Annotated in this window: 10 protein-coding genes; 4 read left to right on the plus strand and 6 right to left on the minus strand. The window is 35.6% G+C overall.

Annotation, left to right across the window (positions count from 1 at the left end; all coding sequences use genetic code 11):
- Positions 1–166 precede the first annotated feature (166 nt).
- The 3 genes from D5R40_RS06320 to D5R40_RS06330 form a co-directional block, all read right to left on the minus strand.
- Positions 167–616, minus strand: coding sequence for a hypothetical protein (locus D5R40_RS06320; protein WP_124154384.1), 450 nt, complete (start codon positions 614–616; stop codon positions 167–169).
- A gap of 12 nt (positions 617–628) precedes the next feature.
- Complete coding sequence (locus D5R40_RS06325) at positions 629–1,096, minus strand: class II glutamine amidotransferase (RefSeq protein WP_124154385.1); 468 nt, start codon at positions 1,094–1,096, stop codon at positions 629–631.
- 153 nt (positions 1,097–1,249) lie between these two features.
- Positions 1,250–1,888, minus strand: coding sequence for a class I SAM-dependent methyltransferase (locus D5R40_RS06330; protein ID WP_124154386.1), 639 nt, complete (start codon positions 1,886–1,888; stop codon positions 1,250–1,252).
- Between the two features lie 186 nt (positions 1,889–2,074).
- Between D5R40_RS06330 and hemH the strand changes: the two genes are divergently transcribed.
- Positions 2,075–3,238: a ferrochelatase gene (gene hemH, locus D5R40_RS06335; protein WP_124154387.1), complete on the plus strand. Its 1,164-nt coding sequence runs from the start codon at positions 2,075–2,077 to the stop codon at positions 3,236–3,238.
- 530 nt (positions 3,239–3,768) lie between these two features.
- On the opposite strand, the gene D5R40_RS06340 is transcribed toward hemH, so the two are convergent.
- On the minus strand, positions 3,769–4,311 hold the full coding sequence (locus tag D5R40_RS06340) for a DUF4126 domain-containing protein (protein ID WP_124144130.1): 543 nt from the start codon (positions 4,309–4,311) through the stop codon (positions 3,769–3,771).
- A 1,042-nt stretch (positions 4,312–5,353) separates the two neighbouring features.
- Here D5R40_RS06340 and D5R40_RS06345 point away from each other — a divergent pair.
- Both D5R40_RS06345 and D5R40_RS06350 read left to right on the plus strand, forming a co-directional pair.
- Entirely contained in the window at positions 5,354–6,475 is a 1,122-nt protein-coding gene (locus tag D5R40_RS06345; RefSeq protein ID WP_124154388.1) for a TauD/TfdA family dioxygenase, read from the plus strand.
- 872 nt (positions 6,476–7,347) lie between these two features.
- Positions 7,348–8,634, plus strand: coding sequence for a Glu/Leu/Phe/Val family dehydrogenase (locus D5R40_RS06350; protein WP_124144133.1), 1,287 nt, complete (start codon positions 7,348–7,350; stop codon positions 8,632–8,634).
- Between the two features lie 166 nt (positions 8,635–8,800).
- Here D5R40_RS06350 and D5R40_RS06355 read toward each other — a convergent pair whose 3' ends face one another.
- The gene (locus D5R40_RS06355) at positions 8,801–8,992 is read right to left on the minus strand and encodes a hypothetical protein (protein ID WP_124144134.1); all 192 of its coding nucleotides are present in this window, start codon (positions 8,990–8,992) and stop codon (positions 8,801–8,803) included.
- A 903-nt stretch (positions 8,993–9,895) separates the two neighbouring features.
- Between D5R40_RS06355 and D5R40_RS06360 the strand changes: the two genes are divergently transcribed.
- On the plus strand, positions 9,896–10,816 hold the full coding sequence (locus D5R40_RS06360; protein ID WP_124154389.1) for a sulfite exporter TauE/SafE family protein: 921 nt from the start codon (positions 9,896–9,898) through the stop codon (positions 10,814–10,816).
- Between the two features lie 601 nt (positions 10,817–11,417).
- Here D5R40_RS06360 and D5R40_RS06365 read toward each other — a convergent pair.
- Complete coding sequence (locus tag D5R40_RS06365) at positions 11,418–13,094, minus strand: FAD-dependent oxidoreductase (protein ID WP_124144136.1); 1,677 nt, start codon at positions 13,092–13,094, stop codon at positions 11,418–11,420.
- Positions 13,095–13,796: the final 702 nt, after the last annotated feature.

A 13,796-nucleotide genomic window follows, 5' to 3' on the forward strand; every position in this document is an offset into this window, starting at 1 on the left:
ACCCTACACGAATCGATTTTAATTATCAAAAATAACTTTTAACAATTAATTAGTAAATTTAAAAGTATAAATTGTCCTTGATTGAATCAATCTGAGAAAAAGCAAACTTGAGTGAAGCAACTTTACAAACCTCACCCAAGTCTTACCGTTGTATTAAACTTAATTTTTAATCAATATCAAAAGGTTTAATCTCAACTTTTGGTTTTCCCCCGTTATGATTGAAAAAGCAAAGATTTTGAAACGGAATCATTGACCAATTTCCGATTTCTTCTGTCAATGGTTCAGATGAAATAATTACAGAACTAATATCTTCATTTCCATTACTAGAAGGTTCCATCTGATATCCTTCATAATTACCAAATTTTTTCCCTTTCAATGACCAAACTGGACCTTTTAACCGAGACAAAGAAAATTCTTTTGTTCCTCTAGGATATTCTTTTAAATCTTCCCAGTTTCCTTCCACATTTAGTTCTCGATTATAGCCAATTCCAACATTAGCTACAAGTACATCATTACTATCTGCTAAAAATAGTTTGAGAGTACTTAGTCCCGTACAATTATGTTGAGTTTGAACATCAAGAATAACTTTAATTGTTTTCTTAATAGCTTCAATCATCTCATCAACTTTTCAATCTTTAGTTGGTTCATCTAACTGAGACATTAGCAGTGCATAAACAACCTCAGAATCTGTGCTACCTTCTACATATTTGACAATCTCTGGTTTACACCTATTTAATAAATCTAGACGAATTTCCTTGAATCCATTTACCCCACCATTATGAGCCATAGCTAACCGAAATCCTGGAAAAATAAAAGGATGGCAATTATTTTCATTAACAACAGCTTCATAATTAAGGCTATCATAGCCACTAGCACGAATATGACACAGAAGGACATTTGTTTCGTGACGCTCACATAGGGAGCCTAAATTGCGGTCATAAAATGGAGGTTTGATACCCTTATAAATAAAAGGATAATCTTCACTAAGAGTCCCTTTACTCCAGGTAGCTAAACCAAAGCCAGCTAATTGAATCATATCATGATCTTCTGGATCGAAGCTTTGATTCACTATAGAATTATCAGGTCTCAGAAGCAATTGATAAATTTGTAGTGGTTCACCAATATATGCTAAAACTCTACACAGATTTTTTCCTGTGGGTAATTATTAATTATTCGGTCAACTTTAAACATAATTATCAAATTATCATATAACTCACAGGTTAAACAGATTTTTAAGCAACTTTATTTTTTATTTTTTAACTTGAACTATCTGAAGACTACCACCAGCATATAAAAGGGGTTTAGGTGAGTCAGTATCAACTAAATAAAACCCTACTTCTTGTAATAATTCCAAGATATTTGTATTAATAAAATTCCAAGAAGTTTCAGTTTCAAATAACCATAAAAATATGGCAAACCCCGGCCAAAAAAGAATATTTACCGGACGATGAAAGTCAACAAAAGTAAAAATTCCGCCAGGCTTCAGAATGCGATAAACCTCTTGGATAATTTGCTTTAATTGTTCAGAGTTCATCTCATGTAAAGCAGCGCTCGTATGTACTAAATCAAATTGATTATTTGAGAATGGCATATCCTCAGCAAATGCCTCTACATATTTAGCCGATGGTACATTTTTTTTCGCTCTATTAATTGATAGTGGTGAAGCATCTAATCCTGTAACATTTTGGGAGTATTTAACCAGAAAATTAGTTGCTTGACCACTACCACAACAAAGGTCAAGTATTTGAGTATTTTGCTCAATGGTTAAACCTTGTAAAGCTAGTTGACGAAAGTTACTTTCTCCGCCAACACTAAGAGCTGCTAAACGGGAAATACCGTCATATAACCATTGATATTTATAGCTCCAGTCTCTTAAAATTGTTGCCATGAGATTAATAAGTCAAAAGTCAAAAGTTAAAAGTCAAAAGTGTATAAATTTTATTTATAGTCGATCGCTCAATTGGAATAGATTTGGGGTAGTAGTTGACTCTAAATTTATTAGAAAATATACTTAAGAAAATATTAATATGTTAAATTTAGTAACAAATATTAAAATTGGAGCCTGATTAATATTATGAGTCGTGTTGGAGTTTTATTACTTAATTTAGGTGGGCCAGAACAACTAGAAGATGTCCGTCCCTTTCTATTCAACTTATTTTCTGACCCAGAAATTATTCGTTTGCCCTTTCCTTGGCTACAGAAACCTTTAGCATGGCTAATATCCACCCTACGTTTTCAAAAGTCTCAAGAAAATTATAAAGAAATTGGCGGTGGTTCTCCATTAAGGTCCATTACCGAACAGCAAGCTTTGGCGATCGAAAAACAGTTAGAAGAAAAAGGATTAACAGCTCAAACTTATATAGGAATGCGTTACTGGCATCCTTTTACAGAAGAAGCTCTCACTAGAATTAAGCGCGACCAAATAGAAAGGTTAGTAATTCTACCACTTTATCCTCAATATTCTATCAGCACTAGCGGTTCTAGCTTTAGATTACTTGATCAACTCTGGCAAAAAGACCCAGAATTACAGAACACTGATTATACCGTTATTCCCTCTTGGTATCAACGACCAGGATATATTCAGGCCATGGCAGAATTAATTGCTCAAGAATTAGATAACTGTCCAAACTCAGAACAAGTGCATATCTTTTTCAGTGCCCATGGTGTACCAGTTAGCTACGTTGAAGAAGCAGGAGACCCTTATCAGGCAGAAATTGAAGACTGTGTCGATAAGATTATGAAGGCTTTGAATCGTTCTAACTCTCATACCTTAGCTTATCAGAGTCGGGTAGGTCCGGTGGAATGGTTGAAACCTTACACTGAAGAGGCCATTCAAGAATTGGCCAGTGATGGGGTTAAAGATTTATTAGTAGTTCCCATTAGCTTTGTTTCCGAACATATTGAAACTCTGCAAGAAATTGATATGGAATATCGTGAGGTGGCAGAAGAAGCTGGAATTAGTAATTTTTACCGAGTGCCTGCTCTAAATACCCATCCAGTATTTATCAACGATTTAGCAGATTTAGTTGTTGAAGCTCTGGATGCTCCTACTCGTCTTTTTTCCGATGCTATCCAGATGAAAAAAATTATCAAAATGTATCCCCAAGAAAAATGGCAATGGGGTTTGACTACCACCGCAGAAGTATGGAATGGACGGTTAGCAATGCTTGGGTTTATGGCTTTGTTGTTGGAATTAATTACTGGTTATGGCCCATTACACTTGGCTGGTTTACTTTAGAATAGGGACATTTGGCATCTAGCGATGCCCTTTCTAAAATTAATCTATATAGCTATCAGCTATCAGCTATCAGCTATCAGCTAAAGTCAAAACATTACAGTGAAGAGTTTTGAAGTTTCTTACTTGTCCTCATCTTCATGGGTAGTGCTATATCCTTAAACCCACATTTTGTAACATGAAAATTAGTATAAAATCCTTAGCTTGTTTAAGTATTTATACTATATAAATTATCTTCATTTACCTCGATCAGGAGTCAAATTCTCAGTGAAATATTAAGCATAAATACTTACTTAATCGTTGATTTCTATTGACCACTATAATTTACTTCTAACTTCTAACTTTTGACTTTTGACTTCTTACTTGATCTACCTCGATCAGGAGTCAAATTCTCAGTGAAATATTAAGCATAAATACTTACTTAATTGTTGACTTGATCGCGGCAGCTATGATTTTCTTCTAAATTCTGTCTCCTGTCTCTTGTCTCCTGACTCCTTCTTCTATGCTACATTTTGTCGTGCGGAACGTAGGTTCTAAAGTCCTTTATAACACCGATACCAATCCTGATAGCTACGAATTGCTAGCCACAACAATAGTAAGGCAATTAATCCTCCTTGTTGTGGTGCGTCAAAGGCAAAAATTACCAGGCAAATACACAGAACATCTTGCACTAACAGCATCCAGAGAGGCAAACCACGCCATCGATAAAACCATCCGACCTGAACAAGTTGCAGCACTAAGGCAAGTAAACCACCAACTACTCCCATCACGATCGTTAACCAGTCTTCTAAATGAGTGGCCTTGGCGATCGCCATACTCATAATTGCTCCTACTATTGGACTGAATAAAAGTTGAATTAAATTTAGAATGCGTTGGCCTAACAGCCGTTTTGAGGCAAATATTTCAAATAAAGACCAACTAACTAAAACTCCCACTACTATTTGTGGGGAAATATTGGACAGCAGAGGTACTTTCGACCATAAATCATTTTGCCATAAACCGATTAACAGTAACGGTAAGGCTATTCTGATACCTGCTGCTGCTGATGCAGACAAAGCTGCTAGGACTTCTACCATAAACGACAACACAGAGTATTACTACTATTACTATCTATTTTAGTATTTAGTTGCTGATGTCCGGGAGGAATCTCTAGACTCAGGTATTTCACCCCTTTAAAGTAATATTTAAGGATAATTTTTCTGATATTTTTGACTGATAGATAATAGACATCTCCTCCGAAAGAGGGAGTAGGGAGTAGGGAGTAGGGGGAAAGAATCCATAGTCTCTGTGGGATAATTGATTTGATTTTTTATTCTTGGAGATGTCTAATATAGGGCTTGCTGATTAAATATCAAAGCATTGACTGATATTGGTTTTAGGCTTTTTATGTCTTGAAAAAGTATGAGCTTTTCAGTTGCTCAGGTTCATGCTTATGAGCATTTTCGGGAAGCAAAAGCCGAAAAATCACTCTTAATATTATTTTGGCCACTTACTCTGTAATTCCCATTTCTTCTACGTCCTAACTACTCCCTACTCCCTTTTTCCCCTCCTGGGAGGGGGAGGGGCGAGGGGTGGGTCTCTACTCCCTACCTCAGCAAAAAGACTTTACTCCGCAAACCCTAATTATAGATATCCGCGCAGGATTTTGGAAAAAAAACTGAAGTAACAGAAATTGATGAACTGATCGCTTATATCATGTCCGGATAAGAGCGTGATCAAAAAAACTTTCTCCTCTTTGATTCTTTCTTCCCTCCTGACTCATGACTCCTGACTCCTGACTCCTCAGTCGTTTATTTATAAGTATTCAACCGGACATGATGTTATCTGGGAAAAAAAATAAAAAGTGGCGATCAATAATGGTCAACCATTTTCAACCAGGAATTATCGGATGGGTTACGGCGAGACCGTTGAGGAAAAACTTTTAAGCAATTATGGTCTCGTATTCCAGGTGGGAAATGCTTTTTTTTTCTGTTATTGAATACCAGCAATTAGATTTATTCTATCAGCCTATGTAGCCAAAATTAATATAAATTTTCGTCTAAGAATGTCAAAAACTTAATAAAATTTAATTTAATTTGTATTCCTTAGTTTTGAGCTACCAAAAAGTAGGAGTTTTGAATGAACAGTACAACAATTTTAAATGAAAGTTTTATTAAAGTCAGAGGCAAAGGTTTCCACTATATCTGGTTGCGTGATAATTGCTTGAATCCTCAGTCTCGTAATCCAGATACTTTTCGGAGAATTTATGATTATACTGAGAATCCACAACCAAAGCCATTATATGTGGAATTAAATGAAGAAGAATTGATTATTGATTGGGATGAAAAGCCTTCTCATCGCAGTATATATCCTATTTCCTGGCTGATGAAATATGCCTACGACCCAGATCCAAAGCAAATCTGCAACGAACCAAAACTTGTATTATGGGATCGATTTTGGTTCGATAAGCATCCTATAGAGCGACACGACATTCATTCATGTCCACAATCACTGTGGATGGACGAACTTTGTGCCTTGGGATTTACGTTACTCAGTAATATGAGTATTGAGGAAATGGAATCTTTTCTCACAAAATCTATTGGACCAATCAATGCTACATTTGAGATAGTGAGTGATGTTAAACCTACTCCAGATGCTAAAGATTTGGGCGATTTAATGACAGGTCCAGAGGTATTGCCTCACAATGCTCATAACTATAAATTGAGCAAGTTCTTGATGCCGTTTTTCTATTGCGTCGAACATAATGCTAAAGGTGGCGAATCAATACTGGTTGATAGTTTTCGGGTTTGTGAAGACTTTCGTCAAAAATATCCTGAATACTTCAAAATTTTGAGCGACACTCCGATTGTTTTTCATAAATTTGACCCCCAGAATAATTATTACTTTTCTGATACTGCTCCGATTATTCAATTAGATACACAAGGTAATATATATCGCATCTGCTTTAACGAAAAAAACTGCGAACGAACTATCCCATTTGAGAAGACAGAAAGTTTTTATGAAGCTTACTCAATCTTCTATCACTATATGAAAAATCCAGCATATCAGTACCGCTTCCGTCTCAATAATGGGGACTGTTTGCTAATACATAATGTGAGGGTAATGCATGGACGGACAACATTCGATCCTAGATCGGGAATTAGACATCTGAAAGCAGGATTTGTGGATTGGGACTACTTTACAGCGCGACGTAACTTCTATCAAAGCAAGCATTTTTACTTACAGCAGTTTTCTAGTTGATGAGGTACAAAGTTTTATTGCTCTAGGGAACAGGGAATAGGAAATATAAGAATAGTCCTATAAGTAGGGCTTGCTGATTAATTCTAAAAGTATTGACAGATAAAGGTTGTAGCGTTTTAGAGTTGAAAAAAGTACCAGCTTTTCGGCAGAAAAAGCTCAAAAAGCTAGTATCTTAGGATGATTATGGCAGGCAGAAAAATTGAGAGACAATTCTTACTCCTACCTCTTCTAAATTCCCATTTCTCCTGTCTCCTGTCTCCTGTCTCCTGTCTCCTACCCCAGCAAAAAGACTTTCCATACGCAAACCCTAAGTGTACCTCACTATCCTCAAAAGTGCTGTAAGTTAATAGAAATCTTCAGAAAAGAGGGAGTAGGGAGTAGGGGGAAATAATTGATAATTGCTGTGCCATAATTGATATTAAATCCGGTAGCATCAGTGTTATTCAGTACTTAAAGATAAGAGTCCATATTGTAGGGGCAAATGGCATTCTCCCTTAACCACTATATGACGACAATAGAACTATATTACTCCGAAGCCAACGGATTTGATATGATTTTATTTTTTGGCGTTGGTGAAAAGAGGTATGATATCTGTCCGGATAAGAGCGCTATAGAACGACCTTCCGCTTACCTGACCAAAAAACTTTCTCCTTATACTCGGGATTTCTTCTTCTTTCTTCCCTCCTGACTCAGTCCGACTGAATTCCCCTCCTGGGAGGGGCAGGGGTGGGTTGACTCCTAAGTAATTAAGATTAATATCATACACGCGCTTCAGCAACGCCGTTATTCTTTATTTTTCTTAATCATTACAGTGAATCAAGAGATTTATGATCTAAATACCAACATAATTTTATTCATCAAAATAGGTATTTATGTCAGATTCTTTATTTGCTGATGCTAGTCTCAGGTTAGAAAAAGCATTAAAATATGTCTCTCTTTCTGAAGATACAAAAGAGCGTCTCAAACATCCAAAAGCTAGTTTAATAGTTTCAATTCCTGTCCGAATGGATGATGGTTCATTACGAGTTTTTCAAGGTTATCGAGTTCGTTATGATGATACTAGAGGACCGACAAAAGGTGGTATTCGTTATCATCCAAATGTTTCTATTGATGAGGTAAAATCTTTAGCTTTTTGGATGACTTTTAAATGTGCAGTTGTGAGTTTACCTTTTGGTGGAGCGAAGGGTGGAATTACTGTTAACCCGAAAGAGTTATCTCGGATGGAATTAGAACGTTTGAGTCGTGGATATATTGATGCGATCGCTGATTTTATCGGTCCAGATGTGGATATTCCGGCACCTGATATGTACACTAACCCAATGATTATGGGTTGGATGATGGATGAGTATAGTATTATTCGCAGACAATTAATTCCGGCAGTTATTACAGGTAAACCTGTTACTATTGGTGGTAGTTTGGGCAGAAATACGGCAACATCAATGGGTGCTTTTTTTACTATTGAAACTATCATGTCCAAGTTTGGATATATTCCGGAAAAAACTACAGTTGCAGTACAAGGTTTTGGTAATGTAGGAGCATTTTTGGCAGAGTTACTTTGTCAAGCTGGTTATAAGGTAGTTGCTGTTAGTGATTCTCAGGGTGGTATTTATTATTCAAAGGGTTTAGATATTCCTAGTATTCGACAATATAAGGAGTCTAATAAAGGTATTCAAGCTGTTTACTGTAAAGGCAGTGTTTGTAATATTGTTGAGCATCAAATTTTGACTAATAAAGAACTTTTAGCTTTAGATGTTGATATATTAATTCCTGCTGCTTTGGAGAATCAAATTACTGAGGAAAGTGTCAAAGATATTAAAGCAAAATTTATCTTTGAAGCTGCAAATGGTCCGACTACTTCTGCTGCAGATATAATTTTAGAAGACCGTGGAATTTATGTATTTCCTGATATTTTAGTTAATGCTGGTGGAGTGACTGTAAGTTATTTTGAGTGGGTACAAAATCGCAGTGGTTTGTATTGGACTTTGGATGAGATTCATCAACGCTTGAAAGAAAAAATGTTGGCAGAAACAGAGCAAATTTGGCAAATATCTCAAGAGTTGTCTGTTTCGATGCGAACTGCTGCTTATGTGCATGGGTTAAATAGATTGGGAGAGGCAATAAATGCTAAAGGAACTAGGGCATATTATATGAAGGATTAATGTATACCGAGAGTTTTAGACCATTCTTTGAAAATCATCATTATTAAAGAATTAAGAGTGGGAACTTTACAATCTGTTATTCGTAATTCAGGTTTACCTCATTCCTTGTTTGAGGTTGATGAATGAAGAAGCGATCGCCCCTGGCAGCTATAAAGTTACCCACTTATCAACAGATATCACGAAGATGTTTGGCAAATTGTCTGAGAATACTTACTGCTAAAAATTCTGGAGATTCTAGCTTTTCATTTATGCGGTTGTCATCTTTATCAGTCTTTTTCCCCGTAATTATTTCGCCTTCCCCTTCTTTAAAGTCTAAAAACTTAAAAGGTTTTCCTCTTTGCGATCTTCTCCACCGCAACAATTCTTCAGTAATATAAGGACTTTTTATTCTTTCAGGAATGGCAAGATGATATGTAATGCCAGTTTAATAAATGTTTGCTACGAAAGTTAGGCTATTTCTTAGGAGTCAACCCACCCCTCGCCCCTCCCCCTCCGGTGGAGGGTGACTCAGTCGGACCTAATCATATCAAATCCGGTAGCATCGGTGTAATTAGATAGTTAATCTAGGAGGACCGAGTCAACCCACCCCTCGCCCCTCCCCCTCCGGTGGAGGGGAAGGACCTCCTCAGGAGGGAAGAGAATGCGCGAAACATTTGCTCTTGGATGAAGATGAAAATTTTTTTTATACCGAACCCGAGCGGATTTGATATCACACGGGAATTGCTTCAATACCAGTTTTAACGGTCGTAAATTCTCTTTTTCTCTTGGTGCGCTACCAGATGCGACTAGTGTCGTCGAGGGGTCGCACCGCTCTCTTGGTCAATGGTCAACCAGCGAGGTTCCCTCGCCATCCCACCCTAGGGGAAGTTCCGAAGATCGACCGCTTTGTCAAAGTTACATTTCCTGCAAAATCTTTTGATCGCACTTATTATTCAAACACATTATTTTTTCACGCTTGGTATAATTAAAGGCGATTTTTTTTCTTTATATTTGAGTTCAAATACTATATTTCCTTGAGTATTTCTAGTTCGTAGTTATCGAAATTTACCTCTTTTTTTCCAAGCTTTTCTCAGCCCATCTGGGGATAATATTCATCAGGATTGAATATCTGTTATAGTTATGGAATTTCTCAGATATATATTTTGGCAATAAATTTTGAGCAAGAAGAAAGAATTAGGATACAATGACTGGAGTTTTCTAAAAAGAACTTATTTAGATAACTTAGATTGCCTACTATAAAAAATTGAAAATTTTAAATAAAATGACTTTTATAGAATTATTTATTCTGGCTGTTTCTGGATTATTTGCTGGTGTATTGGCTGGATTTTTAGGTATTGGTGGTGGTACTATTCTCGTACCTTTATTAGTGACATTAGGATATGAACCTATACAAGCAGTTGCTACTAGCACTTTATCAATTATAATTACGGCTACTTCTGGTAGTATTCAAAACTGGAAAATGGGATATTTAAGTATTAGTCGAGTGCTAGGAATAGGGTTTCCGGCTTTGATTACTGCTCAGTTGGGGGTATATTTTGCCAATTTATTTGCTTCTCGTTGGTTGTTATTTGCTTTTGGATTATTTCTAGCTTTGAATATCTATTTAGTGGAGTTTCGTAAACAAATAACAATGAAGAAAAAGCAAGACGAAGAATTACAAAATAATCAGCAGGAAAATCTTAAAGTCAAAGCAGAAAATACTAATAATCAAGATTTTGTAGTGGAATTTATTTTGCCATTTACTCCCCATCCTTTACCATTAATGTTTGAGAAAATAGTCAAAGAAATAAATTATCAATTTCCAGATAAATATATCAAGGTTATTGCTAGAGTTATTACTGGTAGTTTAGCTGGATTATTAGCAGGTGTATTTGGTGTGGGAGGTGGTGTAATTATAGTACCTTTGCAAATATTATTATTAGGTGAAAGTATTAAGGTAGCTATTCAAACTAGCTTAGGAGTGATTGTAATTACAGCTTTTTCTGCTTGTATAGGTCATGGGATTAGAGGTAATGTTTTATGGGAACCTGGAGCATTATTAGGATTTGGTGGTTTATTAGGTGTTCAATTTAGTACGAGATTTCTGCCTAAATTACCAGACAAAGTTATCAGTTTAGCTTTTCGTGGATTATTAGCAATTCTATCAATTTATATTTTTGGGCAAGCTATTATGAAAGATTAGGGTTTGCGTATGGAAAGTCTTTTTGCTGGGGTAGGAGACAACCCACCCCTCGCCCCTCCCCCTCCCAGGAGGGGATAAATGGGAATTTAGAGGAGGTAGGAGTAAGAATTGTCCCTTGATTTTTCTGCCCAACTCTTGCCTAAAATACTAACTTTTTGAGCCTTTTAGACTGAAAACCATGCACTTTTTTCGACCCCAAAAAGGCTAAAGTCTTTATATGTCAATGCTTTTAGATTTAATCAGCAAGCCCTAATTAGATTTTATAGCAGAAGGAAGAAGGAAGAAAGAAGAAGGAAAAACCTTGCTTTGTTTGAGTTTTAAGCTTTTTATCTGTCCTAACCTTTGCTTCGACTACTATATATGAAATACCAAAAATAATGCTATGCTTATTGATGACTTTATTATATTAAATAATAAGTTAAATTCGGTAATGCGAGTGAAGAATTATAGCTATGAACTTACAGGAGATTCGGTCGTATATGAAGTCAAATATTAGTGTTTAAATCTCTGTAGTGCGGGCATATTGCCCGCTAGTACTGTACCTAACTGAGATGAAATTTTCTATAAGATATATTACCCCCTACTCCCTATTCCCTTTAGGTTATTTTACATGACTATAATCTCTACTTCCAGTTCGATTTTCACCTCTTAATTTTGTCTTTTTACCAGTTAATTGTTCTAATTTTTCCCGAACTTCAGCAGAAGTGATTTGATTTAAGGGTATACCTTTTTGATTTGCCATAGCTGCTGCTACTCCTATTGCTTGTCCTTGATAAATACTCATAGTTTGAATTCTTGCTACTGCTACAGCAATTCCTATATATCCAGATGAGCGTCCGACAACTGCTAAATTATTCACATTTTTAGCTAAAGCACTTTCAATTCCAAAGTTATATATCGGTAGAGGTAAATAATTAATACCTAAACCTTTAACACCACCCCTAAAATCAAATTCATAAGAAAAAGTACCAATAGAATTTTCTGCTGAAGTACCCCCTTGAAGAATTTCTTTTCCTGTCAATGGATCAACAACATCCGTAATATTTAAACTATGTCTAATATAAACTTCAGAAGGTAAAATTACTTTGACATCTTTCCCTGACATTTTTCTCAACCAAGCTTCAAGTTCCTGCATCTCTGTAATCATGTCTTGAGTTGGTTGAAAGTTATTATTTTCTATTTCTCTCACTTTTTGACTGTTATATTTAAACAAAAATCCATTCAAAGATAATTCCCGTTGACCCACACGACAAATATTCAGCTTATCAAATAAAAATACTGATGATAAATCTAGATTAAAAGAGTGTTTTCTATGAATATGATAAGCCCCTGCTAAAGCAATACTTCTGTTAATATAGCCATCTTTATATGTTTTAATTATTGGCAATCTAAATTTTTTTAGGGTAAATTTAGCATCTGTTGGTGCTTGGTCTGCTTGAATTTTTGTCTTAATTTTTGCCATTTTTTGACGGTTAAACAGTATTTTTGATTCTATTTTTTTGAATTCGTAAATACTTAAACCAGTCACTGTGGGAACAATAGAAGTTGCGATAGTTTCATCCCATAGTTGTGGGTTTTGTGATGCAAATCCTAAATAGTAAGGTACACCAGCTTTTCTTGCTAGTTCTGCATCTTGAGTGCTGTCTATAAAAGCAGCAGCTTTGACTCTAATATTTGTGTCGTCGATCTGTACAAATTTAATTTTTCTATTCTCGACATAAGGTGTAAGAGAAGCATTAGAAATAACTACAATTCCCGCCGCTTCTAACATTTCTTTCATTGCTTTTGTTGCTTTGTCTGGAGCAACACAAGCTTCGACAACTTTTGCTTTTTTCAAAAAGTTAAGAAAGCACTGAGAATATGGTCGATATTGCCAATCTGGTGTTTTATCATAGTCAAGATAAGCTAATCCACTTCGTGTGAGTAAACCACCTAGAGCTGCATTTTCAGAATTGGAACGTATTAGTACAACTTTACCTGTCTTTCCTAATGTTTTTTTAGCCGAAATAGCAGCACATATTCCTTGAAGTTCATCTCCATAAATTACGATGTCGAAGTTTTTATAAGTTGCTAGTGGAGGTTTTGGTAGTTTAGATACTGAAGGGGAAGGAGCTGCAGTAGTAAGTGAATTATTGCTAGTATTTGCTGTTGTTAATTTCTGCCAAAATGTAGAGATAAAATTATTACTAACTTGAGGTAAGTATTGAGCAGTGCTTAATGGAATTAATGATAGAAGTGCTGTAATTAAAATTAATTTTTTGGGGAAATTAGAAGACATAATATTTTGAGTATTTAGAGAAAATAATACTTTTCAATATTGATTGACAAATTTTTATTTGTCAGGTGGGCAAATTTTATCAAAATTACTATTTTCATAAATAAATATGGAATCTTTGTGTAAGTTTTTGTCCGTTTTTCTACCCGACTGCTAATTTCTTTTTGGAGCTGATTAACAATTTCATTAACTGCTGTTTGGCTATGAACTAATGACAACCATCCTAGTATGCTAATAAAAGCGCATATTTGTCATACTACTGGTAAGGTCTGAACCAAACGTAATGGCAGTTGTTTTTTAATTCTGGGGTGAAATAGTTTCTTAAATTTTGCCATGATCTCTTTTTTCTTCAGATATTATAGCGCTGTGCGCAGGCAACAGCTCATCTGGCAACCCACCCCTAACCCCTCCCAGGAGGGGAATAAATTGCCGATAATATAAGACTTTTAGCTATCATCGTTATTTATAAGTATTCAACCGAACATGAGAACAGTGGTTATAAATAAATATAAAACTTTAAGAGGTAGATTTCAGGTAAAGTGAAATACTTTTTAATCAAAATTTCCTGTTTTCTGTTCCCTCTTATAAGCATTTTATATTTAATTTTACCAACCTACTTACCAAGTCAAAAGTGTGCCAGTTAATGGGATATTTCCAAAGAAAAACTTAAATTTTCTATCGGCACAATGACAACAGAATGATTAT

The sequence above is a fragment of the Okeania hirsuta genome (assembly GCF_003838195.1).
In the GTDB taxonomy this organism is placed as follows: Bacteria; Cyanobacteriota; Cyanobacteriia; order Cyanobacteriales; family Microcoleaceae; genus Okeania; species Okeania hirsuta.